The sequence below is a fragment of the Ensifer sp. genome, assembly GCF_035999135.1.
Taxonomy (GTDB): domain Bacteria; phylum Pseudomonadota; class Alphaproteobacteria; order Rhizobiales; family Rhizobiaceae; genus Ensifer.
The window spans coordinates 1-22,362 of record NZ_DASYGZ010000028.1; the positions used below are offsets into that span (position 1 = coordinate 1).

Sequence of the window (22,362 nt, forward strand, 5' to 3'; positions counted from 1 at the left end):
AGACATTTCGGGGATTACTGACATGGCCGGTGCGCATCAGAAGAATCACGACTACCACATCATTGACCCAAGCCCCTGGCCGCTGCTTGCCTCGATCGGCGCCTTCGTCATGGCGTTCGGCGGCATCTGCTACATGCGCTATCTGTCGGGCAGCTCGCTGAAGATCTTCGGCCTCGAGTTCGCAAACGTCTGGATCCTGCTGGCAGGCCTCATCATCGTTCTCTACACCATGTATGGCTGGTGGTCGGACACGGTGAAGGAAGCGCACGAAGGTCACCACACCCGCGTCGTTGCCCTGCACCTGCGCTATGGCATGATCATGTTCATCGCTTCGGAAGTGATGTTCTTCGTCGCCTGGTTCTGGGCCTATTTCGACGCCAGCCTGTTCCCGGGCGAAGCCATTCAGGCAACCCGCACCGCCTTTACCGGCGGCGTCTGGCCGCCGAAGGGCATCGAGGTCCTCGACCCCTGGCACCTGCCGCTCTACAACACCGTCATCCTGCTGCTTTCCGGCACGACGGTTACCTGGGCGCACCACGCATTGCTGCACAACGATCGCAAGGGCCTGGTTTACGGCCTGTCGCTGACCGTCGCGCTCGGCGTGCTGTTCTCCTACGTCCAGGCTTACGAATACGCTCACGCTCCGTTCGCCTTCAAGGACTCGATCTACGGCGCGACCTTCTTCATGGCGACCGGCTTCCACGGCTTCCACGTCCTGGTCGGCACGATCTTCCTGCTCGTCTGCCTGATCCGTGCACTGCGTGGCGATTTCACGCCGAAGCAGCACTTCGGCTTCGAAGCGGCCGCCTGGTACTGGCACTTCGTTGACGTCGTCTGGCTGTTCCTCTTCTTCTCCATCTACATCTGGGGTGGTTGGGGCGCGCCTGTCGCGCACATGTAAGACGAACAGAGTTCGCGCTCTTCTCGACAAGGCGGCTGCAGTCATGCAGCCGCCTTGTTCTTTTGGAGGGTCTGGCATTTCAGGCAATCTGGCGATTTTGACGCAGCGCTTGGATTGGACGAATGGCGCCGTTGCCGTTACCAATGCAGGCATGGATGAAGTCCGGGCGACGGTCCCGACCAACACACCGATCGAGAGCATGCTGTGAGCGAAGACAAGGCACATTTTCCGCCGGTGGACCCGGTCATGACCGGGATCAGGGGCCTGTGCCCCCGCTGCGGCCAGGGTAAGCTCTTTGACGGTTTTCTGAAGGTGAAGCCGGCCTGTGCGAGCTGCGATCTCGACTATCGCTTTGCCGATTCCGGCGACGGCCCGGTGGTCTTCGTGATCCTGATCGTCGGCTTCATCGTCGTCGGTGCAGCACTTTGGGCGGAGGTCAATTTCAACCCGCCGCTCTGGCTGCATTTCATCTTGTGGATCCCGCTTGCGGTGATCTTTAGCCTCGGCCTGACGCGCATGCTCAAGGGCATCTTGATCAACCTGCAATACCGCAACAACGCGCGTCCGGGTGAAATCGACCGTGGCTGAGATTGCGACCAAGAAGAAGGCTGGCCTGATCGGGCGCCTCGCCGCGTTCCTCGTCCTGGCGGCTGCTTTTGCCATCCTCGTGTCGCTCGGCACCTGGCAGATGCAGCGGCTGCACTGGAAGGAAGGGCTGCTGACAGCCATCGCCGAGCGCAAGTCCGCGCCGCCGGTGGCGCTTGCCGATATCGAAAAGATCCTCGCTGACGGTGGCGACATCGACTACCGCACCGTCTCGCTCGCCGGCCGGTTCGACCATAGCAAGGAACGACACTTCTTCGCGACCTTCAACGGCCGCACCGGCTATTACATCTTCACGCCGCTGAGGCTCGACGACGACCGCTTCCTGTTCGTCAATCGCGGTTTCGTGCCCTTCGAGCAGAAGGATTCGTCGACGCGCCTCGCCGGCGAGCTTCCCACCTCGGTCGCGATCAACGGCCTTGCAAGGCCGAAGCTCGGCGAAAAACCGTCGTCGATCGTTCCGGACAACGATCTCGCCAAGAACATCTTCTACTGGAAGGACCTCGATACGATGGCGTCCTCGGTCGGGCTTCCCGCCGACAAGGTGGTGCCGTTCTTCGTCGATGCCGACGCGACGCCCAATCCCGGCGGCTTGCCGATCGGTGGCGTCACCCAGTTCGATCTGCCGAACAACCACTTGCAATATGCCCTGACCTGGTACGGGTTGGCAGCCGCATTGGTGGTGGTCAGCGGCATCTATGCGTTTCGGCGCGGGCGATAGCCGATCGCTTGCCGTCATGGTAACGCTGCTGGGTGCGCAACGGCGCGGGGGCAACGATGACGATCATCGCGAACACATTGATTGCATTGACCGGCTTGCTGCATGTCGGCTTTCTGGTGCTTGAAATGTTCCTGTGGACGGGGCCGCAGGGAAGGGCCATCTTTCGCATGACGCCTGAACAGGCCGAGACGACACGCGTGCTCGCCGCCAACCAGGGGCTCTACAACGGCTTTCTTGCCGCTGGTCTTTTCTGGTCACTGCTGCAGGCGGATGCGTTCTTTGCCTTTCAGCTGAAGGTGTTCTTCCTTGTGTGCGTGATCGTTGCGGCTATATATGGCGCGTGGTCGGTCAAGCCGCGTATCCTGTTGATCCAGGGCGGTCCGGCCATTGCAGCGCTTGTTCTTCTCCTATCGGCATCCTGATCATGGCATCATCAACGGCAGAAAAATCCCCGATCACCCTCCGCCTCTGCGGCCCGCGCGGCTTCTGTGCCGGCGTCGACCGGGCGATCCAGATCGTTGTCCTGGCGCTGAAGGAATTCGGAGCGCCGGTCTATGTGCGCCACGAGATCGTGCACAATCGCTACGTGGTCGAGGGGCTCGAGGCCAAGGGCGCGATCTTCGTCGAGGAACTCGACGAGATCCCGCCGGAACACCGCAAGCAGCCGGTGGTCTTCTCCGCCCACGGGGTGCCGAAGTCGGTGCCTGCAGATGCCGACGCGCGCAATCTGTTCTATCTCGACGCCACCTGTCCGCTGGTCTCGAAGGTCCACAAGCAGGCGATGCGCCACAACCGTCTCGGCCGTCACGTCGTCCTGATCGGCCATGCCGGCCATCCGGAAGTGATCGGCACCATGGGGCAATTGCCCGAAGGCACCGTATCCCTGGTCGAGACCGTCGAGGACGCCGACGTCTACCAGCCGCCGGACCCGGACAATCTCGGCTTCGTCACCCAGACGACGCTGTCGGTCGACGACACCGCAGGCGTCATCAAGCGGCTGCACGAACGCTTTCCTAATCTCACGGCGCCGGCTGCCGATTCGATCTGCTATGCGACCACCAACCGCCAGGAGGCGGTCAAGCAGGCAGCGCCCGGCTGCGACCTGTTCCTGGTCGTCGGCGCGCCGAATTCCTCCAACTCCAAACGCCTCGTCGAAGTGGCGCTGAAGGCAGGGGCGAAGAAGTCCGTTCTGGTCCAGCGCGCGTCCGAGATCTACTGGGACGAGATCGGCGACATCTCCATCGTCGGCCTGTCAGCCGGTGCTTCTGCGCCCGAAGTGATCGTCAACGAGATCATCGAGTCGTTCCGCGAGCGCTACCATGTGACGGTGGAGCTTGCCGATACGGTCGAGGAGAACGAGAACTTCCTTGTCAATCGCGAGATCCGTCACGTGCCGCTGACGGCGGCCGACATGGCCTTCGTCAACGGCGAATAACCCCGCATTTTCTTGCCCGCATTTCTTGAGAGTGGAAAACCTTGGCAGTTTACACCGATATCACGGAAGACGACCTCTCCCGTTTTCTCGCCGCCTATGACGTCGGCCAGCTGACCTCCTACAAAGGCATTGCCGAAGGGGTCGAGAACTCCAACTTCCTGCTGCACACCACCAAGGGTTCCTACATCCTCACGCTCTACGAAAAGCGGGTCAACGCCGACGACCTGCCGTTCTTTCTCGGGCTGATGCACCATCTGGCCGAAGGCGGCCTGTCGTGCCCCTTGCCGCTTCCGCGTGCAGACGGCGAACTGCTTGGCGAGCTCTCGGGCCGTCCGGCGGCCGTCATCTCGTTTCTTGAGGGCATGTGGCTGCGCAAGCCCGAGGCCAAGCACTGCCACGAAGTGGGCAAGGCGCTGGCCGCCATGCATCTTGCCGGCGAAGGTTTCGCCCTGAAGCGGGCCAATGCGCTCTCCGTCGGCGGCTGGCGTCCGCTCTGGGTCAATTCCGAGGCGCGCGCCGACGAGGTGCAGGCCGGGCTCAAGGACGAGATTGCCGCGGAACTCGAGCATCTCGAGCGTCATTGGCCGAAATCCCTGCCGGATGGCGTCATCCACGCCGATCTCTTCCCGGACAATGTCTTCTTCCTTGCGGATCGGCTTTCCGGCCTGATCGACTTTTATTTCGCCTGCAACGACTACCTCGCCTACGATGTCGCCGTCTGCCTCAATTCCTGGTGCTTCGAAAAGAACGGCTCCTACAACATCACCAAGGGCATGGCGATGCTCGCGGGCTATGAGAGCGTGCGCAAGCTGACGCCTGATGAGGTCGAGGCCCTGCCGCTGCTGTGCCGCGGCTCCGCGCTGCGCTTCTTCCTCACCCGGCTCTACGACTGGCTGATGACGCCTGCAGGCGCGCTCGTGGTCAAGAAGGATCCGCTGGAATATCTGACGAAGATCCGCTTCCACCGGGCGATCACGTCGAGCGCCGAATACGGCTTGCGAAGCGATAGGGCGTCCGCATGAAACATGTCGATATCTATACCGACGGCGCCTGCTCGGGCAATCCGGGGCCGGGCGGCTGGGGTGCGGTGCTGCGCTACGGCGAGGTGGAAAAGGAACTGTCTGGTGGCGAGGCCGAGACGACCAACAACCGCATGGAGCTGCTCGCGGCGATTTCCGCACTCGACGCGCTGAAGAGCGCCTGCGAGGTCGATCTCCACACCGACAGCAAATATGTGATGGATGGCATCTCCAAGTGGATCCACGGCTGGAAGAAGAACGGCTGGAAAACCGCTGACAAGAAGCCGGTGAAGAATGGCGAACTCTGGCAGGCGCTGGACGAGGCCAACCGCCGTCACAAGGTGACGTGGCACTGGGTCAAGGGCCACGCCGGCCACCCGGAGAACGAACGCGCCGACGAGCTCGCGCGCAAGGGCATGGAGCCCTACAAGAAGAAGCGTGGTCTGGGCTCGCTTCTGGTGAAATGAAAAACGGGCCGTTGCGGCCCGTTTCCATTTGCATTTTTTCTGCGATCAGAGCTGTTCGAGCATCGCGGCGGCGCCCGAAACGGTCGCCTGGCCGGGGCTTTCCTCAAGATTGAGCGTCTTGACCACCCCGTTTTCGACCAGCATCGAATAGCGCTTCGAGCGGACGCCGAGCGTTCCGGCCGAAAGATCGATATCCATGCCCAGCGCCTTGGTGAAGGCGGCATTCCAGTCGGACAGGAAGTGGATCTTGCCCATCCCGCCCGATGCGGTCGCCCAGGCGCCCATCACATGCAGGTCGTTGACGGCAACGACGGCAATCTCGTCGATGCCGCGGGCGAGGATCGCGTCACGGTTTTCGAGATAACCGGGAAGATGATTGAGCGAGCAGGTCGGCGTAAAGGCGCCGGGAACGGCGAAAAGCACGACCCGCTTGCCGGCAAAAAGCTGGTCCGTGGTGATCTCCACCGGACCGTCGGCAGTCTTTTCCTTGAAGGTCGCGGCTGGCAGCTTGTCTCCGACGGCAATGGTCACGGCACTCTCCTTGCGTTGCTTGCGTATCGATCCTCTCCGCGCGGCGGAGAGCCTGCCGGACTATAGAGACGCCTTAATCAATGGCAAGCGTCGTCTCCATGCTGCGGTTCTGCGCCCGGACTGTCAGAACGATTGGCTTGCCCTTGAGTTCCCTGTCCTTGCCCGTGAGCTTGACCGGGACGGTCGCTTCAAGCTCTGCGCCGCGGTCCGGCGAGAGTTCCGGCTTGCCGAAGGTGAGGCCGGAGGGACCGGCCAGAAACAGCTCCGGCCGGTCTTTGCCGGCAGGAAGGCGCAAGGAAAGGTGGAGCAATGACGAGCCGGCATCGTAGCGGCTCGCGGTGACGGCAAAATCCCCGGATGGCGCTTCCGGCAGGGCGGCAACCGCGTCGTCGATCCTAGCGCCATCGAGCGGATTGTCGAAGCCGTCCTGCTTCAGCGCCAACGTCAGCTCTCCCTGAACGGGAATGCAGATGTCCTCGCAGATGCCGAGAAACACCGAGGCCCGGATGTTGACGTCGCCTTGACCATGGACGCGCTTCAAGGTCAGCGGGAAGGCAACCGACTTGTCGTAGCCGACATAGCGCACCACGCCGTCGTCGAATGTCTTGGGCACCGGAAACCCGATCTTCTCAAGCACCACGCCGCCGGCGGGATCGAGCGTCACCTGCGGGGGAATGCCACTTGCGCCAGGCTCTCGCCAATAGGTCTTCCAGCCGGGATTGAGCTTGATTTCGAGGGTTGCCGGTATGGTGCCGTCCTGTCGCGGTGGTGCTGCGACCAGACGGACCATGCCGCCCGGCGACGTGACCCAGTCGCTCGTGGCGGCGGTCGCCGGCATGGGCAGAAAAAATGAGACGACGAGACTTGCCGCGCCAGCGAGCTGGGCCATGTTGTGGTGTGTGAAGCGCCTGAACATGCGGCAAGCAATATCGCTTTTGCCCGAAACGCTCCAGATGGCCGAAGGAGCACAACGATCATAAATGCTTGATCGCACACGGAGAGGTGAACGCCGTGCGTGCAATATTTGAAGACCGCGACGCAGAGACGCTTTTCATTTCGCGGCGAATTGATAGGCTGTTGGCATGATGGCTATTCCGATGGCGCAAAAGAGACGCGAACGAGGCTTTCTTGACGGTCAGTTCCTGATCGCCATGCCCGGAATATTTGACGCCAATTTTGCCCGCACGGTCATCTTCATCTGCGCCCATTCCGATGACGGCGCGATGGGTTTTGTGCTCAACAGGCCGCAGCAGCTGACCTTCCCCGATGTACTGCTGCATCTCGATCTTCTCGACGAGGAGGAAGCGATAAGGCTTCCGGCCATGACCCGGGAGTTTCAGATCCAGGCGGGCGGCCCGGTCGAAACCGGCCGTGGTTTCGTGCTGCATTCCGACGATTATCTGAGCGACTCCAGCATCCCCGTCAGCGATGAGATTTGCCTGACGGCAACGCTCGACATCGTGCGCGCCATTTCGCGCGGGGAGGGGCCCGTGAGGGCGACGATGATGCTCGGTTATGCCGGGTGGGGCCCCGGTCAGCTCGAAGCGGAAATCACCCAGAACGGCTGGCTGACATGCCCGGCGCGCGAGGAACTGATCTTCGACAAGGCGCTCGACGACAAGTACGATCGCGCCCTGGCGCTGATGGGTATCTCGGCAGCAATGCTCTCCGCGGATGCAGGCCACGCCTGACCGAAGTCGAAATCGGCTTTTCCCTCGATCCACTGATCCCGACAATGCCGACCGCCGGCAATCGCCTGCGGTCAAAACTTGTGATCCGGTCTCTCGCTGAGCGTCTTATGCGCGCTTCATCAGCGGGAAGCGTTCCTTCAGCAGCCTCTGGATCGATTCCGAGCCGATCGGCGGACCGAAGAGGAAGCTCTGGCCGTAGTCGCAGCCCATCTGCGACAGCTGGATCGCATCGTCTTCGGACTCGATCCCCTCGGCAACCACCTGCATGTCGAGTTCGCGGGCCATGGTGATGACCGAACGCAACAGGATGCCGCGCTTGTCGCTCGGGTCTCGCACCAGCGCCTTGTCGATCTTGATCGTGTCGAACGGGAAGCGGGTGAGATAGGACAGCGACGAGTGGCCGGTCCCGAAGTCGTCGAGCGCGAGTTTCAGCCCGGCTTCCTTCAGTTTTTCCAGCACGAGACGGGCCTGCTCGGGATTTTCCATCACGAGCGATTCCGTCAGCTCCATCTTCACCTTGGCCGGATCGCAGCGGTTCTTGTTGAGGATGGCGCGAATGTCGTCATAAAGCTCGTTGTTGAGCAGCTGCGCACTCGACAGGTTGATCGAGACGAAGATCGGAAGGTCGCCGGTCTGCAGCTGCCATTCGGTCAGATCGCTGGTCGCCCGGTCGAAGGCGAACATGCCGAGCTGGTTGATGAGATCGGAGTTCTCGGCGATCGGAATGAACTCGGTCGGCGAGATGTTGCCGCGCTTGGGGTGGTCCCAGCGCATCAGGGCCTCGAAGCCGGCAATCTCCGCATCGTTCAGCCGCACGATCGGCTGGTAGACCAGCGACAGCTCCTTGCGCTCGATTGCCTTCTTGAGATCGGCTTCGAGCTGCATGCGATCAGACCCGGACGTGCGGAAAGCGGGCCGGAAAGGCTCGACGCGATTGCCGCCTTCCTTCTTGGCGCGGAACATCGCAAGCTCCGCGTCATCGAGAAGGCCGCCAGCGCTCTGTTCCTGGTCGAGCCAGGAGACGAGGCCGATGGATGCCGTCAGGTTGATTTCACGGTTGCCGTAGTTGAGCGGCACCATGATCGCCTTGCTGACCGCGTCGGCGAAATCGGCGACCTTGGCCGGATCACGCTCGGACATCAGGATCAGGCCGAACTGGTCGCCCCCCAGCCGCGCAAGCGTATCCTGCGGCCGCATCAGCCGGCGCAGGCGTCGGGTGAGAGCGATCAGGATGTTGTCGCCGGCGGCGATCCCGAGGAGATCGTTGACCTGCTTGTAGCGGTCGATGTCGATGGCAAGAACCGTCGGGCGGACGGAATTGCTGCCGTCAGCCATGAGCAGCATTGCCTGCAGCCGGTCGAGGAACACCTGCCGGTTCGGCAGGCCCGTCAGGTTGTCGAGAAGCGCATTGTGCAGCAGCCGCTCGACGGAATTGCGCTGCTCGGTAATGTCGATGATGGTGCCGACGCAGCGGATGATTTCGCCGTTGGCACCAAGGACGGGGCGGGCGCGAATGGAAAGCCAGTGATAGTGGCCGTCCTCGGCGCGCACCCGGAATTCGTGGTTGAGCTTGCCGCGCCGGCGTTCCAGCAGCACGTCGAGGGTGGCGCGGAACCGGTCGCGATCATCGGGATGAAGCCGCGGCAGCCAGTTGCGCAAAGGGCCGTGCATGCTGCCGAGCGAGAGCCCGAGCTGGGTCGAAATATCGGGAATGGTCACGACGCGATCACGCGCGACATCCCAGTCCCAGACGGTATCGCCCGAGCCGGTGAGGGCGAGCGACTGGCGTTCGAGATCGGAAAACAGCCCCTGCTGATAGCCGCTGCCGGCGACAGCATGCTGCATCACCGTGAAGCCGATCAGAAGCACGATCAGGACGAGGCCGCCACCGAGTGCTGGCTGCACGATATCGTTGGCAAGCTGGCCCGTGACCGTCAGCCAGGCGCCGAACAGCCAGACGAGAATGAGCAGCCAGGCAGGCACGAGCAGGATCGCGCGATCGTAGCGGTTGAAGCCGAGATAGGCGATCAGGATGATACCGACCGTTGCCGTCAGTGCGAAGGAAAGCCGGGCGATGCCGGCGGCGATCGCCGGGTCGTAGACGGCGACACCGAAGAGCAGGCCGAGGCCGAGGATCCAGGCGAGCGTCGCATAGCCCAGATGCTGGTGCCAGCGATTGAGGTTGAGATAGGTGAACAGGAAGATCACGAGGCCCGCCGCCAGGAAGACCTCGGTGCCCGCTCGCCATATTCGCTCGTCGCCGGCCGTCACGCTGATGAGTTTCGACAGGAAGCCGAAGTCGACGCAGATATAGGCAAGCACCGCCCAGGCAAGGGCTGCCGTCGCCGGGAGCATCGACGTGCCCTTCACGACAAAGAGGATCGTCAGGAACACCGCGAGCAGGCCGGCGATGCCAAGCACGATGCCGCGATAGAGCGTAAACGCGTTGACGGTGTCCTTGTAGGAATCCGGCTCCCAGAGATAGATCTGCGGCAGTTCCGGCGTCGCGAGCTCTGCGACGAAGGTGATGATGACGCCCGGCGCCAGCGTGATGCGGAAGACGTCCGCCTCGTCGCTCGGCTCGCGGCTCAGCGCGAAGCCTTCGCTGGGGGTGATCGAAAGGATGCGTTTCGAGCCGAGATCCGGCCAGAACAGCTTGGAGTTTACCAGACGGAAATGTGGTGCGACGATGACGCGGTCGAGCGGCTCGGCCGAGACGTTGGCGAGCGCGAACACCGCCCAGTCGCCCTGGTGGTCCTCGCTGCTGGAGCGCACCTCGATGCGGCGTACGATGCCGTCGGTTCCCGGTGCCGTCGAAACCTGGAAGGCTTCGTTGCGGCCGCTATAGATCTCGGTCGTCGCGGTCAGGTCGAGGGCTGTGTCCTCGCGTGAAATCTTCACCGGCTCGAGAGCCTGAGCCGCACCGCCAAGCGCGCAGAAAAACGTGGTGAGCGTGATCACAAACGCTGCCAGCTTCAGGGCTGACCGGGCGAAGGGCGAGCGGGCTAGAGGCATCAAAGGGGCATATTCCTGTTCGGTAGCGTATCGTCGGACAGGAGAGAAAAGAGCACGTGGTCACGCCACTGGCCGTTGATTCTCAAGTACTGTCTTAAATAGCCTTCACGCTCAAAACCGGCCTTTTCAAGGAGCCGGATGCTTCTTGAGTTGTCCGGAATACAGGCTGCTTCAATACGGTGCAACTCAAGGGTCGAAAAGATGTAGGGGATCGTCAGCCTGAGCGCTGCGTACATGTGGCCTTTGCCCGCGTGACGCGCGCCCATCCAGTAGCCGATCATGCAGTTTTGCCCGGCGCCACGGCGTATGTGGCCGATCGTCAAGCCTCCGAGCAGGACCTCGCCTGGCTTGTGGAAAAGGAAAAGGGGCACCGCCTGGCCGGAGGCATATTCCTGCTCGTTGCGGATGACGCGGGCGCGAAACGCGCTCTCGGTCATCTCGTCGGGACGCCACGTTGGCTCCCACGGCTCCAGGAAGGCGCGGCTTTCGTTGCGCAGCAGATACCATTGGCGATAATCGGCGTAGCGGGGAAGCCGCAGCAGATAATTCTGATTGGCGATCTCGACCGTATCCGGCTGCCGCGACAGGAACCGAAAAACCGATCGTGTCATCGCTGCCTCCAAGGCCATCCAGTTTACGCGGGGCCTTAAATCGTCCGCCAGACAGCCCGCCTTCGCGCTGTCACATATCGAAACGTTGCACAACTTTGCGCGCAAATCGAATCCGATTTTGCGAAAAGCTGCAAAGACTTCACGGGTTCAGAGAGGAGGCTCCGCTGCGGCGATGGCTGCAAAGTCCTGCAGCCGCTCAAGGCGTGGTGTCCACCGCCTTTGAAGCGGTATCCGGGGTCGACTGGAAACGGCTCCGGATCATTCCATCGCTGACAATGAAACGATCCGGGAGCGATCAGCTGGCGACGGCGTGCGGCACGGAAGCCTTGCCTGTGAGCGAGGAGAGAATATCCCCGATCGGGGCAAGCTGCTCCAGCGGGCCGATGGCCGAAAGCGTCGGCGTGGTGTCGAAGAACAGCCGGCCGGCAAGGTCGGTGAGGCGCTCGATGGTGATGCCCGACAGGCGCTCCATCAGTTCCTCGTTCGGGATCGGCCGTCCGTAGAGCATCATCTGACGGGCGATCTGGCCGGCACGGGCAGCCGGGCTTTCCTGGCCCATCAGGAGCTGTGCACGGATCTGGGCCCGGGCGCGCTCGATTTCCTGCTGCTCGATGTTCATAGACGACTTGCGCAGCTCGTCGACGATGACGGGCATTAGTTCCGGCAGGTTTTCACCGCCGGTCGCCGCATGAACGCCGAAGATGCCGGTATCGGAAAAGCCCCAGTGGAAGGCGTAGACCGAGTAACAGAGACCACGATGCTCGCGCACTTCCTGGAAGAGGCGGGAGGACATGCCGCCGCCGAGGATGTTGGCGAGGATCTGTGAGCAGTAGAAGTCGCGGGCGTGATAGGCCTTGCCCTCGAAGCCGAGCAGAACCTGCGCATCCATCAGGTCGCGCGTTTCGCGGCTTTCACCGCCGGTGTAGCGGGCGGCTTCCAGCACCGGCGTCGCAATCGGCGTGCGCGGCAGCGAGGAGAAGCGGTCTTCCACCTGGCGCACGAAGGCCTCGTGCTCGACAGCGCCGGCCGCGACCACGAACATGCGATCGGTCGTGTAGTTGCGGCCGAGATAGTGGCGGATCTGGTCTGCGGAAAACGACATCACCGTGTCGGGCGTACCGAGGATCGGCCGGCCGACGGTCTGGTTGCGATAGGCGGTCTCGGCGAAGCGGTCGAAGACGACGTCGTCGGGCGTGTCGTCGGCGGCGCCGATCTCCTGCAGGATCACCTGCTTCTCGCGCCGGAGCTCCTCGTCGTCGAAGGTCGATTCCGTCAGAATGTCGGCGAGGATATCAACCGCGAGCGGGACGTGATCCTTGAGGACGCGGGCATAGTAGGAGGTCGTTTCGGTCGAGGTCGCTGCATTGACCTCGCCACCGACGTTTTCGATCTCTTCGGCAATCTGGCGGGCGGTGCGCCGCGCGGTGCCCTTGAAAGCCATGTGCTCCAGCAGATGGGCAATGCCATGTTCGCCCACGGTTTCATTGCGCGAACCGGACTTGATCCACACGCCGAGCGCCACACTTTCAAGATGCGGCATGTTCTCGGTTACCACCGTCAACCCGGAAGGGAGCCGGGTGCACTCAACTTTCATCATACGTTTCTTCTCGTTCTTACCCCCGGAGGCGGGTGCGCTCGCCGATAAAGGTCTCGACGGTCTTCAGGTCCGGATCCAGGATATCGAAACGCTCCTCCCTGTTCATCAAGTCAGCAAGCCACGTCGGAAGCGCCGGGTCAATACCACTGGCCGATTTTACCGCGTCGGGGAATTTTGCCGGATGAGCAGTGGCAAGCGTGACCATCGGGGCCGACGCCTTCTCGTGTTTGGCGGCGACGAAGACGCCGACGGCACTGTGCGGGTCGAGCAGGTAACCGGTCTCTTGAAGGGTGCTTTCGATCGTCCTGGCGACCTCCTTCTCGGAGGCGCGACCGGCGCGGAACTCCTTGCGGATGGCTTTGAGCGCCTTTTCGCGGATGGTGAAGGAGCCGGACTGCTTGAGGCCGTCCATCGCCTGGCGCACTTCGCCCGGGTCCCTGTCGTTCGCCTCGAACAGAAGCCGTTCGAAGTTCGACGAAATCTGGATGTCCATCGACGGCGCCGTGGTCGCCTTGACGTCGCGCATCTCGTAGCGACCGGTCTTCATCGTGCGGGCGAGAATGTCGTTTTCGTTGGTGGCGATCACCAGTTTGTCGATCGGCAGGCCCATGCGTTTTGCGACATAGCCGGCGAAGATGTCGCCGAAATTGCCGGTCGGAACGGTGAAGGAGATCTTGCGGTCCGGGCTGCCGAGCGCGACCGCCGTCGTGAAGTAATAGACGATCTGGGCCATGATGCGCGCCCAATTGATCGAGTTGACGCCGGACAGCTTGACGCGATCGCGGAATGAGGCGTCGTTGAACATCGCTTTGACGAGGTTCTGGCAATCGTCGAAATTGCCGTTGACGGCGATGGCGTGCACGTTCGACGCCTCGGACGTCGTCATCTGCCGCTGTTGCACCGGCGAAACCTTGCCGTTCGGGAACAGAATGAAGATGTCGGTGCGTTCGCGTCCGGCAAAGGCGTCGATTGCTGCGCCGCCGGTGTCGCCCGAGGTCGCGCCGACGATGGTGGCGCGCTCGCCGCGTTCGGCAAGCACATAATCCATCAGCCGTGCGAGCAGCTGCATCGCCACGTCCTTGAAAGCAAGCGTCGAGCCGTGGAAGAGTTCGAGCACGAAAGAATTCGGGCCGGTCTGGACGAGCGGGGCCACCGCCGGATGGCGGAAGGTGGCATAGGCTTCGTCGATCATCTCGCGAAACTTTGCCGCCGGAATTTCCCCGTTGATGAAGGGCTCGAGCACGGCAAAGGCGATTTCCTGATAGGACTTGCCGCGCAGGGCCCGGATGTCCTTCTTGGAGAGCTTCGGCCATTCCTTGGGAAGATAGAGACCGCCGTCGCGCGCCAGACCGGCAAGCAGCGCGTCGCAGAAGCCGAGAGGGGCGGCTTCGCCGCGCGTCGAAATATACTTCACCATGATTGTCCTTCGTCCCACCTGCCGATCGCGACGATCCTTAAAATGCGGTGTCGCGGCACGCCCGTCTTATTGCGTCAGTCCTTGACAAAGTCTGCATGTATTCTTGTCACCGGCGCAATTTCCGGCCGCGACAAGGAGTTTGGAAAAATCGGACGGGGCGGGCTGACCCAATCGATTTTTCAGTTTGGCGCTGCTATAGACGATGCCCGAAGGCCACGAAAGGCCTTCCGGCCGAGATTTCGGTCAAGGAGTTTCAACCGGTCCAGCAGAGGTTGTTCAAAGTGTTTGGCAAAGTATCCCGGCCTGTTCTCGCACTATCTTTTCTCGCGGTCCTCGCCGGCTGTAACAAGACGCAATCCGGCGGCGCGATCGATGCAGGCGGCAGTGCCGCCGCACCGACACCAGCCGTCGTCCAGGCAGCATGCCCGCAGGTCGTCATTCGTGACGGCACAAATGTGTTTTCAAGCTACGCCAAGGGCGCCAAGAACGACCCGACGAAGCTCGTCTACCAGGCGTCGCTCGCCGACACCACGCGCCAATGCGTGCAGAGCGAGAGCGCTATCACGATGACCGTCGTCGTCCAGGGGCGCGTCATCAGCGGTCCTGCCGGCGGTCCCGGCAAGATCACCATGCCGATCCGCGTGGCTGCGACCGACGAAGACAAGACGCTCTATTCCGAACTGACGCAACACGCGGTTGAAATTCCCTCGACCGGCTCGGCGCAGTTCGTCTTCACCAAGGCTGACGTAACGCTGCCGGCCGGCTCCGGCTCCAACGTCACCGTCTATGTCGGCTTCGACGAAGGTCCTCCGGCCAAGGGTAAGAAGAGGTAAGCTGTAACGACAGCCTCAAAAGAAAAACGCCGGGGCTTGCCCCGGCGTTTCCATTTCACGTCGTGTTCGGATCACGATGATCCTGGGCCGGTTCGGCCCAGGATCTCATCCCGCTCGAACTTACTCGGCCGGAACGCTCTTGCCGCCTTCCCACTTGTAGAGCGAGAACGCCTGCGAGGTGAGGTCGCCGGCTTCGCCGTAGGTCAGCTTGCCGAGAACCGTGTCGATGGCTTCGCCCGACTTGATGGCGGTTGCAACCGCGGTCGCGTCCTCGGCCGAACCGGCCTTCTCGATGCCGGCCTTCAGCACCTGAACGGCGGCATAGGCGTTGAGCGTGAAGGCCTCGGCCGGAATGTTCTTCGCCTTCAGGGCTTCGACAGCAGGGGCGGACGCCGGGTTGCTGGTTGCGTCGCTGGCGTTGGTGTAGACGGTGCCGGTCGCCGCTTCGCCGCCGATTGCCCAGAATTCGGAGTTCGACAGGCCATCGCCGCCGAAGATCTGCGCCTTCACGCCCTGGTCGTGCATCTGGCGTGCGAGCAGGCCGCCTTCCGGGTGGTAGCCGCCGAAATAGACGACCTCGACGTTTTCGGCCTTCAGGCGGGTAACGATGGCGCTGAAGTCCTTGTCACCCGGGTTCAGGCCTTCATAGACGACTTCAGTGATGCCGCCGGCATTGATCGACTTCTTGAAGCCGTCGGCGAGACCCTTGCCGTAGGGCGCCTTGTCGTGGAGCACGGCGACCTTCTTGTCCTTGAGGTTCTTCAGCACATAGGCGGCTGCAACCTCAGCCTGCTGGTCGTCACGACCGCAGGTGCGAAGCACGTTCCAGAGGCCGCGGGTGGTGAGATCCGGCGTGGTTGCCGTCGGCGTCACCATCAGGATGCCGTTCTCGGCAAGGATGTCGGAAGCCGCCATCGAGGTGCCGGAGAGCACCGGGCCGACGACGAAGCGGATGCCTTCGCCGGCTGCCTGGTTGGCGACCGATACGGCCTGCTTCGGATCACCGGCATCGTCGAGCAGCTTGAGCACGATCTTCTCGCCGTTGATGCCGCCGGCCTTGTTGATCTCTTCGGCAGCCGTTTCCGCGCCGTTCTTCACCTGTTCGCCATAGGCCGCGACCGGGCCGGTGAGCGGGGTGATGACGCCAACGGTGATATCGGCGAAGGCGAGCGGGCCAAAGGCGACGCTGGCCGCAAGGGTCAGGCCGGTCAACAATGAAAGACGCATGGTTTTTCCTCCTAGAAATACCCCTGATGGGGCTTGGCTGGTATGGCCTTCGTGCGCGGCTTTTCGAAAACCGGGGAGATTTTCTAAGGGGATGCGACGCCACTTCAATGTGTCATCGTGTCCCGACGTCCTATTGGACGCCTGCCGTGGTGGCCGAAGGCTTCTTTTCCCGCTCCGGCCGGAGGCCGGGGCGAAAGGGGCAAGAGTGGTCGGCTGCAGCGCCTCAGGCCGTCAGCGATTCCGACCATTCGGAAAGCGCTGCGATCACGCCCGGCAGGGCCGACATGCGTGAGATCACCGTTTCGGCGCCCGCTTCGGTCAGCTGGTCGGCATGCGAGGGATGGGTATGCGAGCCGCCGGTGAAGCCGATCACGCGCATGCCGGCAGCGCGCGCGCCGTGGATGCCATGCACCGAGTCCTCGATGACGAGCACCCGCGACGGGGCGACGCCCATCTGCTTTGCGCCGTGCAGGAAGATGTCGGGCTTCGGCTTGACGCGGTCGGCGCCAAGGTCGCGGGCAGAATAGATGTGGCGGCCGAAATGGTCCTTGATGCCGACCTTGCCGAGCATCATGGCAAGGCGGGCGGATGTGGAGTTGGAGCAGATGCAGTGTGGCAGCGTCAGTTGCGCCAGCATCGGCTTGACGCCCTCGATGATCTGGACGTCGCGCGCCAGACGTTCGTCGAGAATGGTGTCGACCTTGTCGATCAGCGAGGCGGAGAGCGGAATGCTCGCTTCCTTCTCGATCTGAAGCAGCGTGTTGTGCCACGTCATGCCGGCAAAACGCTCGGCCATTTCCTCGACGCTGATCGGATAACCGGCTTCGGTCAGCAGCGCTGCTTCGACTTCGGATGCGATAATTTCGGAATCGACGAGAACGCCGTCGCAATCAAAAATGATGAGATCGATACCGGTCATTTGGAACAGTTCCCTGGGAGAAGGAGGCGCCGCAGGCGGGGGAGGATCGTTCGCGCGGCGCGATATTTTCGTACGGCAGAGCTTTATACGAAGGCAGCCGAAAGCTCAACCTTTGGAAATTATCGAAACCGCCGCGCCGCTTGCTCGACAGCTTTGTTTCGCGGCTCTATCAGTAGCGGATGGAAAAGCAACTGGACGATACGCTTGCAAGTCGCATCAGCAGGGCACTCGCCGAGAGGATCATCTCCGGCCTGCTGATGCCCGGAGAGCGCCTGCGCCAGGATCATATCGCCGAGGAATTCGGCGCCAGCCACGTTCCCGTGCGCGAAGCCTTTCGACGGTTGGAGGCGCAAGGGCTTGCCGTCAGCGAGCCGCGTCGCGGCGTGCGCGTTGCCTCGTTTGACCTGAAGGAGGTTCGCGAAGTCGCCGAAATGCGCGCCGTACTCGAGGTCCTGGCGCTTCGCCACGCGATCCCGCATCTGACGGCAGCCATTCTCGACCGGGCGGAGGCGGCAACGGTCGCTGCCGACACCTCGCGCGACGTGCGCTCCTGGGAGGCGGCGAACCGTGCCTTCCACCGGCTGATCCTCGAGCCTTGCGGCATGCCGCGGCTGCTGGCGGCGATCGACGATCTGCATGCTGTGAGTGCACGCTTTCTGTTTACCGCCTGGCGGACGAGCTGGGAGGCGCGCACCGACCACGATCACCGCGCGATCCTTGCAGCACTCAGAGAGGGGCGGGGCGAAGACGCCGCCAAGATCCTCGAGCGCCATGTCGGCTGGATCGGCAAGACGCCGGTCAGAACCGCAGCCGGCGAAACCCGCGAAGCCTTCTCGATCGTCGGCTGACAGTGTCGGCTGACGCGGCTCGGATTGCTATTGCGGGAACAGCTCGGAAAAAGCCTTGTCGCCTTGGGCGGTAAAGCGGATGGCGCGGCTGTTGGTCTCGCGTTTTGCCCAGCCCTTGTCGATGAAAAGGGTCAGGAGCGCCTCGCCGAGCGAGCCTGCCAGATGCGAGCGACGCTCGCTCCAGTCGAGGCAGGTGCGGCAGATCGGCCGGCGGGATTTCTTCAGCGCGGCATAATCGACGCCGAGCGCCTCGACCCGGCTCTGGCCGGCCGCGGTCAACACCAGGTCGTCGCCGGTGACCTCAATCTGCCTATCGGCGATCAGGCTGTCATACATGCGCACGCCGTAGTCGCCCGCCAGATGATTGTAGCAGACGCGCGCCTTCCGGAGCGCCGGATCCTTGGGGCCGGGCCGGTGACGATTCATGCCACGGCTTGCGGCAAAGCCCATCAGGTTCTCGAGCATCAGTCCGACTTCGTCCTCGGCAAGCTGAAAATACCGGTGGCGCCCCTGCTTGCGCTGGGTCAAGAGGCCGCCCGTCTCGAGCTTGGAAAGATGCGAACTCGCAGTCTGCAGCGTGATGCCGGCATGGGTTGCAAGCTCGGTTGCCGTCAGTGCACGGCCGCCCATCAGCGCCGTCAGCATGTTGGCGCGGGCGGGATCGCCGATCAGCGATCCGATGAGAGCGATGTCTGGACCTTCCTTCATACTTCGATCGTAGTCGAAGCATCCGCGTCGAACAAGCAGGCATAGTCACCTCATCGAAGCCGGGCCCGACGCTCCGGCAACAAGGAGATGACGATGATCACCTGCTTCATCCGCTATGAGATCGATCCCTTCAAAAGGGAAGAATTCGCCACCTATTCGCGCAACTGGGGTGAGGCGATCCCGCGCTGTGGCGCCGACCTTGTCGGCTATTTCGGTCCGCACGAGGGGTCGGCGACAACCGCTTACGGCGTCTACAACATCGAGAGCCTGGCCGCCTATGAGGCCTATCGCGCGAGGCTTGCCGCCGATCCGCTCGGCCGGGAAAACTATGCCTTTTCCCGCCGCGAACGGTTTATCCTGAAGGAAGATCGGATTTTCCTGAAGAACGTGTCTTCGCCTGCCGGAGGAAAGTGAACCATGATTGCCGTCATCTTCGAAGTCCTGCCGGCCGAGGGCCAGCGCGACACCTACCTCGGCATTGCCGCCGACCTGCGCCCGCTGCTCGATGAGATCGACGGCTTCATCTCGATCGAACGGTTCCAGAGCCTCACCCAACCGGACAAGGTGCTGTCCCTGTCCTTCTGGCGCGACGAGGAGGCGGTGAAGGTCTGGCGCACGACCACCGAGCATCGCTTCGCCCAGGATGCGGGACGCAACGGCGTTTTTGCCGACTACCGTCTGCGCATTGCGCCGGTCGTGCGCGACTATGGCATGAACGAGCGTCACGAAGCGCCGGCCGACAGCCGCGCTTTTCACGACGCCAAGTAAACGACTGCTCCAGAAGAGGTCGCTAACATGGTGTGACTGCGAACTTTTTCGGAACGGCCTTCAGCAATTGGTAACCATCTTCGGTAACCATAAGCTCCATAGTCCGTTCCGAGTAAGCGTATTTGCGAGTTGTCCATGTCTTCTGTTGTTTCGCTTGCCGAAGTCTCCCGCTCCCCCCGTCCGCAGGGCTGGCTCGACACCATCATCAAGGGTGACTGCGTGGCCGCGCTCAATGCGCTTCCCGACAATTCGGTCGACGTCGTCTTCGCCGACCCGCCCTACAATCTCCAGCTCGGCGGCATGCTGACCCGCCCCGATCAGTCGGTGGTCGATGCCGTCGACGACGAATGGGACCAGTTCGCCTCGTTCGAAGCCTATGACGCCTTCACCCGCGCCTGGCTGCTCGCCTGCCGTCGCGTCTTGAAGCCGACCGGCACACTCTGGGTCATCGGTTCCTACCACAACATTTTCCGCGTTGGCGCGATCCTGCAGGACCTGCATTTCTGGATCCTCAACGACATCATCTGGCGCAAGACCAACCCGATGCCGAACTTCAAGGGCCGCCGGTTCCAGAACGCCCACGAGACGCTGATCTGGGCGACGCCGAACGCCAACGCCAAGGGTTACACCTTCAACTACGATGCTATGAAGGCTGCCAACGACGACGTGCAGATGCGCTCCGACTGGCTGTTCCCGATCTGCTCGGGCCACGAGCGGCTGAAGGACGACGACGGCAAGAAGGTGCATCCGACGCAGAAGCCGGAAGCGCTGCTTGCCCGCATCATGATGGCCTCGACCAAGCCGGGCGACGTCATTCTCGATCCCTTCTTCGGTTCCGGCACCACCGGCGCCGTCGCCAAACGCCTCGGCCGCCATTTCGTCGGCATCGAGCGCGAGCAGGATTACATCGACGCGGCTTCGGCGCGCATCGACGCGGTCGAACCGCTCGGCAAGGCGATGTTGTCGGTCATGACCGGCAAGAAGGCCGAGCCGCGCGTCGCGTTCAACACGCTGATCGAAAGCGGCCTGATCAAGCCCGGCACGGTGCTGACGGACGCCAAGCGTCGCTACAGCGCGATCGTTCGCGCCGACGGCACGGTCGCTTCCGGCGGCGAGGCCGGCTCAATTCATCGTCTGGGCGCCAAGGTCCAGGGGCTTGATGCATGCAACGGATGGACATTCTGGCATTTCGAAGATGGGAACACCCTGAAGCCCATCGACGATCTCAGAACCGTCATTCGAAATGATCTGGCAAAACTGAACTGATCAACCAGTTCCGCCCGATCCTTCGAAAAGCGCTCCGACTGGTTTTTGTACCTTCAGTCCCGGAAGGAGCGCTTTAAACGCCCGGAATCCTCAAGACGGGTTCCGGGCGTTTGTATTTCATATCAGCTGCTGCGTGATGCTTCGGCTCGTGGCCGCAAATGGAAGAGCGTGCGCGGCCCCTTGTCTTCAAAGCCGCAGGCAGCGAGCACGGGCTCGAGGCGCGCTCTTTCGTCCTCCTGCAGTTCGACCGTGGCAATGCCGATTTCGGGATGCGCGGCGGGAATGCGTTGAATGAGGGCGGCGACCAAGGCGACCAGCCCGGAAGCAGCGGCTTCGTGTTCGCTGATGTTGATCATCATTTCATCGCTCCAGACAAAGGCATAGGCCTCGGCGACGACGAGGTCACGATGTTCCAGCATCTGCATGAGCAGCCCGCCCGCATCCCTGTCTGCGACGCTCTGGGCGACCGCGCCCGCATCCCAGCTCGTGGTGCAGGTCTCTCCATTGCAGTTCGATATGCCCGCGCGTGTCAGGAAATCCAGGTACTTGGCGAGGAGGTCATCGGGAAGGGGCGCGTGGACTGCGTGGACGACGGCTCCGTCCGCCACGGTTGCGTCCTGCCAGCGCTCGCGCGGCGCTTGCCAGGTCCTGAACAGGTCGCGAAGCACGACCGCACCGGTCATTTCCACGACCTGCTGGTTGTGGGCGGTTGTTCGGGAATGCCATTTGATGCCCTGCGGACCTGCCTCGATGGCTGCAAGCCGGAAGAGCTGCGTCAGAATTTCAGGATCATGCAGATCGTGCTGCGGCATGGCCAGCAAGCCCGGATCGGCTGTGTCCTCGTCGCCGTGTGTGGGTGCTGGAAGGGTGATCCAGCCGGCCAGTTCCTGATCGCGTCGGGCGACAATGAAGCGGGAATGCGAGAAGCGTTCCGCGAACTCTTGCGGCGAAACCTCGTCGCGAAAGCTGGTCTCGGTCCTCGCATAGAACTCGCTGACGAGCGCATCCTTGGCAGCGCCGTCACGGATCACGGAAAATTCTAAATTATTCATAGAGTACTCCTGCGATGAAACAATCACAGGTAGTGCTGGCGATTCGTGGCGAAATCGTGCCGCCGGACGCGGTGAGGCATCCGGCGATCGACGGCCAAGCCTGTCCTAGGGATGAAGGCCGTAGGCCGCGAGGTCGACCTTCAGCTTTTCCGGATCGACGAAATGGACCGCGTGCCAGCCGGCGACGCGGGCAGCTGCGACGTTGGGCACGCTGTCGTCGATGAAGAGGGTCGCCGATGGGGTAAGGTCGAAGGTCCGGGTATGCTTTTCGTAGATCGCGATGTCGGGCTTGATCAGCTTGACGTCACCCGAAACCGTGACGCCGCGCGGCAGGGTCAGGAACGGATAGAGCTGCTGGGCCTCACGGAACGTGTCGGAGGCGAAGTTCGTCAGCATCGTCACGTCGCGGCCTTCCGCGATCAGCCGCTCCATCAGGCAGACCGTTTCGACATAGGCATGCGGCACCATTTCCTGCCAGTGCTTGCGGAAGGCGCGGATGTGCTCTTCGCGATCGGGGAAATCCCTGATCAGCAGCGCTTCGGCTTCTTCCCACGGCCGGCCTCGGTCCTGCTCGATGTTCCAGTCGTGGGTGCAGATATTGGCGAAGAACCATTCCCGTTCCGCTTCATCGGGTATGATGCGGCTGTAGGGCAGGTTGGGATCGTAGTGGATCAGCACCTTGCCGATGTCGAAGACGATGTGACGGATCTCGATGCTGCTCATGTCTGTATCC

General features: G+C 62.3%; 24 protein-coding genes. 13 read left to right on the top strand and 11 right to left on the bottom strand.

Annotated features, from left to right (window positions below):
- Positions 1–22 precede the first annotated feature (22 nt).
- From VGO12_RS02210 to rnhA, 7 genes are all read left to right on the top strand, one after another.
- A complete protein-coding gene (locus VGO12_RS02210) occupies positions 23–901 on the top strand; it encodes a cytochrome c oxidase subunit 3 (RefSeq protein ID WP_327511141.1) in 879 nt (292 codons plus the stop codon).
- Between the two features lie 204 nt (positions 902–1,105).
- Positions 1,106–1,489, top strand: a complete 384-nt coding sequence (locus VGO12_RS02215; protein ID WP_327511114.1) for a DUF983 domain-containing protein — start codon at positions 1,106–1,108, stop codon at positions 1,487–1,489.
- Positions 1,482–2,225, top strand: a complete 744-nt coding sequence (locus tag VGO12_RS02220; RefSeq protein WP_327511115.1) for an SURF1 family protein — start codon at positions 1,482–1,484, stop codon at positions 2,223–2,225. The genes VGO12_RS02215 and VGO12_RS02220 overlap by 8 nt, the downstream gene beginning before the upstream one ends.
- Positions 2,226–2,281: 56 nt before the next feature.
- Positions 2,282–2,647 carry a DUF1304 domain-containing protein gene (locus VGO12_RS02225; RefSeq protein WP_327511116.1) on the top strand — a complete coding sequence of 122 codons (366 nt, stop codon included), beginning with the start codon at positions 2,282–2,284 and terminating at the stop codon, positions 2,645–2,647.
- 2 nt (positions 2,648–2,649) lie between these two features.
- The gene (ispH, locus tag VGO12_RS02230; RefSeq protein ID WP_327511117.1) at positions 2,650–3,660 is read left to right on the top strand and encodes a 4-hydroxy-3-methylbut-2-enyl diphosphate reductase; all 1,011 of its coding nucleotides are present in this window, start codon (positions 2,650–2,652) and stop codon (positions 3,658–3,660) included.
- Positions 3,661–3,701: 41 nt separating this feature from the next.
- A complete protein-coding gene (locus VGO12_RS02235) occupies positions 3,702–4,682 on the top strand; it encodes a homoserine kinase (protein ID WP_327511118.1) in 981 nt (326 codons plus the stop codon).
- A complete protein-coding gene (rnhA, locus tag VGO12_RS02240; protein WP_327511119.1) occupies positions 4,679–5,146 on the top strand; it encodes a ribonuclease HI in 468 nt (155 codons plus the stop codon). The genes VGO12_RS02235 and rnhA overlap by 4 nt, the downstream gene beginning before the upstream one ends.
- 45 nt (positions 5,147–5,191) lie before the next feature.
- Here rnhA and VGO12_RS02245 read toward each other — a convergent pair whose 3' ends face one another.
- Both VGO12_RS02245 and VGO12_RS02250 read right to left on the bottom strand, forming a co-directional pair.
- Complete coding sequence (locus VGO12_RS02245) at positions 5,192–5,677, bottom strand: peroxiredoxin (protein ID WP_327511120.1); 486 nt, start codon at positions 5,675–5,677, stop codon at positions 5,192–5,194.
- 73 nt (positions 5,678–5,750) lie between these two features.
- Positions 5,751–6,593, bottom strand: a complete 843-nt coding sequence (locus VGO12_RS02250; protein ID WP_327511121.1) for a protein-disulfide reductase DsbD domain-containing protein — start codon at positions 6,591–6,593, stop codon at positions 5,751–5,753.
- A 181-nt stretch (positions 6,594–6,774) separates the two neighbouring features.
- On the opposite strand from VGO12_RS02250, the gene VGO12_RS02255 reads away from it, so the two are divergent.
- On the top strand, positions 6,775–7,368 hold the full coding sequence (locus VGO12_RS02255; protein ID WP_414650661.1) for a YqgE/AlgH family protein: 594 nt from the start codon (positions 6,775–6,777) through the stop codon (positions 7,366–7,368).
- A 105-nt stretch (positions 7,369–7,473) separates the two neighbouring features.
- Here VGO12_RS02255 and VGO12_RS02260 read toward each other — a convergent pair whose 3' ends face one another.
- The 4 genes from VGO12_RS02260 to thrC form a co-directional block, all read right to left on the bottom strand.
- Positions 7,474–10,383 carry an EAL domain-containing protein gene (locus VGO12_RS02260; RefSeq protein WP_327511122.1) on the bottom strand — a complete coding sequence of 970 codons (2,910 nt, stop codon included), beginning with the start codon at positions 10,381–10,383 and terminating at the stop codon, positions 7,474–7,476.
- Complete coding sequence (locus VGO12_RS02265) at positions 10,383–10,994, bottom strand: GNAT family protein (RefSeq protein ID WP_327511123.1); 612 nt, start codon at positions 10,992–10,994, stop codon at positions 10,383–10,385. Before VGO12_RS02265 ends, VGO12_RS02260 begins: the two co-directional genes overlap by 1 nt.
- A gap of 295 nt (positions 10,995–11,289) precedes the next feature.
- Positions 11,290–12,591, bottom strand: a complete 1,302-nt coding sequence (locus VGO12_RS02270) for a pitrilysin family protein (protein ID WP_327511124.1) — start codon at positions 12,589–12,591, stop codon at positions 11,290–11,292.
- A gap of 16 nt (positions 12,592–12,607) precedes the next feature.
- Positions 12,608–14,008, bottom strand: a complete 1,401-nt coding sequence (gene thrC, locus VGO12_RS02275) for a threonine synthase (RefSeq protein ID WP_327511125.1) — start codon at positions 14,006–14,008, stop codon at positions 12,608–12,610.
- Positions 14,009–14,289: 281 nt separating this feature from the next.
- Here thrC and VGO12_RS02280 point away from each other — a divergent pair, with 281 nt between their 5' ends.
- A complete protein-coding gene (locus VGO12_RS02280; protein ID WP_327511126.1) occupies positions 14,290–14,841 on the top strand; it encodes a hypothetical protein in 552 nt (183 codons plus the stop codon).
- A gap of 120 nt (positions 14,842–14,961) precedes the next feature.
- Here the strand turns inward: VGO12_RS02280 and VGO12_RS02285 are convergent, their stop codons facing one another.
- Together VGO12_RS02285 and VGO12_RS02290 are read right to left on the bottom strand one after the other, a co-directional pair.
- Positions 14,962–16,068: an ABC transporter substrate-binding protein gene (locus tag VGO12_RS02285; RefSeq protein WP_327511127.1), complete on the bottom strand. Its 1,107-nt coding sequence runs from the start codon at positions 16,066–16,068 to the stop codon at positions 14,962–14,964.
- A gap of 223 nt (positions 16,069–16,291) precedes the next feature.
- The gene (locus tag VGO12_RS02290) at positions 16,292–16,987 is read right to left on the bottom strand and encodes an HAD family hydrolase (RefSeq protein WP_327511128.1); all 696 of its coding nucleotides are present in this window, start codon (positions 16,985–16,987) and stop codon (positions 16,292–16,294) included.
- A gap of 179 nt (positions 16,988–17,166) precedes the next feature.
- Between VGO12_RS02290 and VGO12_RS02295 the strand changes: the two genes are divergently transcribed.
- Positions 17,167–17,835 carry a GntR family transcriptional regulator gene (locus VGO12_RS02295; RefSeq protein WP_327511129.1) on the top strand — a complete coding sequence of 223 codons (669 nt, stop codon included), beginning with the start codon at positions 17,167–17,169 and terminating at the stop codon, positions 17,833–17,835.
- Positions 17,836–17,862: 27 nt separating this feature from the next.
- Here VGO12_RS02295 and VGO12_RS02300 read toward each other — a convergent pair whose 3' ends face one another.
- Positions 17,863–18,543 carry a winged helix-turn-helix domain-containing protein gene (locus VGO12_RS02300; RefSeq protein ID WP_327511130.1) on the bottom strand — a complete coding sequence of 227 codons (681 nt, stop codon included), beginning with the start codon at positions 18,541–18,543 and terminating at the stop codon, positions 17,863–17,865.
- A 93-nt stretch (positions 18,544–18,636) separates the two neighbouring features.
- Here VGO12_RS02300 and VGO12_RS02305 point away from each other — a divergent pair, with 93 nt between their 5' ends.
- The 3 genes from VGO12_RS02305 to VGO12_RS02315 all read left to right on the top strand — a co-directional run bounded on the left by VGO12_RS02305 (position 18,637) and on the right by VGO12_RS02315 (position 20,577).
- Positions 18,637–18,957 carry an NIPSNAP family protein gene (locus tag VGO12_RS02305; protein ID WP_327511131.1) on the top strand — a complete coding sequence of 107 codons (321 nt, stop codon included), beginning with the start codon at positions 18,637–18,639 and terminating at the stop codon, positions 18,955–18,957.
- 3 nt (positions 18,958–18,960) lie between these two features.
- Positions 18,961–19,311 carry an antibiotic biosynthesis monooxygenase gene (locus tag VGO12_RS02310; RefSeq protein WP_327511132.1) on the top strand — a complete coding sequence of 117 codons (351 nt, stop codon included), beginning with the start codon at positions 18,961–18,963 and terminating at the stop codon, positions 19,309–19,311.
- 135 nt (positions 19,312–19,446) lie between these two features.
- On the top strand, positions 19,447–20,577 hold the full coding sequence (locus tag VGO12_RS02315) for a site-specific DNA-methyltransferase (RefSeq protein ID WP_327511133.1): 1,131 nt from the start codon (positions 19,447–19,449) through the stop codon (positions 20,575–20,577).
- A 122-nt stretch (positions 20,578–20,699) separates the two neighbouring features.
- On the opposite strand, the gene VGO12_RS02320 is transcribed toward VGO12_RS02315, so the two are convergent.
- Positions 20,700–21,656, bottom strand: coding sequence for a hypothetical protein (locus tag VGO12_RS02320; RefSeq protein ID WP_327511134.1), 957 nt, complete (start codon positions 21,654–21,656; stop codon positions 20,700–20,702).
- A gap of 78 nt (positions 21,657–21,734) precedes the next feature.
- Positions 21,735–22,352, bottom strand: a complete 618-nt coding sequence (locus VGO12_RS02325; protein ID WP_327511135.1) for an HAD family phosphatase — start codon at positions 22,350–22,352, stop codon at positions 21,735–21,737.
- Between the last annotated feature and the right edge of the window lie 10 nt (positions 22,353–22,362).

Coding starts and splice junctions, on each gene's coding strand:
- VGO12_RS02315 (WP_327511133.1), top strand. CDS start 19,447: ATGTCTTCTGTTGTTTCGCTTGCCGAAGTCTCCCGCTCCCCCCGTCCG.
- VGO12_RS02265 (WP_327511123.1), bottom strand. CDS start 10,994: ATGACACGATCGGTTTTTCGGTTCCTGTCGCGGCAGCCGGATACGGTC.
- VGO12_RS02260 (WP_327511122.1), bottom strand. CDS start 10,383: ATGCCTCTAGCCCGCTCGCCCTTCGCCCGGTCAGCCCTGAAGCTGGCA.
- VGO12_RS02325 (WP_327511135.1), bottom strand. CDS start 22,352: ATGAGCAGCATCGAGATCCGTCACATCGTCTTCGACATCGGCAAGGTG.
- VGO12_RS02305 (WP_327511131.1), top strand. CDS start 18,637: ATGATCACCTGCTTCATCCGCTATGAGATCGATCCCTTCAAAAGGGAA.
- VGO12_RS02250 (WP_327511121.1), bottom strand. CDS start 6,593: ATGTTCAGGCGCTTCACACACCACAACATGGCCCAGCTCGCTGGCGCG.
- VGO12_RS02295 (WP_327511129.1), top strand. CDS start 17,167: ATGGAAAAGCAACTGGACGATACGCTTGCAAGTCGCATCAGCAGGGCA.
- VGO12_RS02255 (WP_414650661.1), top strand. CDS start 6,775: ATGGCGCAAAAGAGACGCGAACGAGGCTTTCTTGACGGTCAGTTCCTG.
- VGO12_RS02290 (WP_327511128.1), bottom strand. CDS start 16,987: ATGACCGGTATCGATCTCATCATTTTTGATTGCGACGGCGTTCTCGTC.
- VGO12_RS02285 (WP_327511127.1), bottom strand. CDS start 16,068: ATGCGTCTTTCATTGTTGACCGGCCTGACCCTTGCGGCCAGCGTCGCC.
- VGO12_RS02270 (WP_327511124.1), bottom strand. CDS start 12,591: ATGATGAAAGTTGAGTGCACCCGGCTCCCTTCCGGGTTGACGGTGGTA.
- thrC (WP_327511125.1), bottom strand. CDS start 14,008: ATGGTGAAGTATATTTCGACGCGCGGCGAAGCCGCCCCTCTCGGCTTC.
- ispH (WP_327511117.1), top strand. CDS start 2,650: ATGGCATCATCAACGGCAGAAAAATCCCCGATCACCCTCCGCCTCTGC.
- rnhA (WP_327511119.1), top strand. CDS start 4,679: ATGAAACATGTCGATATCTATACCGACGGCGCCTGCTCGGGCAATCCG.
- VGO12_RS02310 (WP_327511132.1), top strand. CDS start 18,961: ATGATTGCCGTCATCTTCGAAGTCCTGCCGGCCGAGGGCCAGCGCGAC.
- VGO12_RS02210 (WP_327511141.1), top strand. CDS start 23: ATGGCCGGTGCGCATCAGAAGAATCACGACTACCACATCATTGACCCA.
- VGO12_RS02300 (WP_327511130.1), bottom strand. CDS start 18,543: ATGAAGGAAGGTCCAGACATCGCTCTCATCGGATCGCTGATCGGCGAT.
- VGO12_RS02225 (WP_327511116.1), top strand. CDS start 2,282: ATGACGATCATCGCGAACACATTGATTGCATTGACCGGCTTGCTGCAT.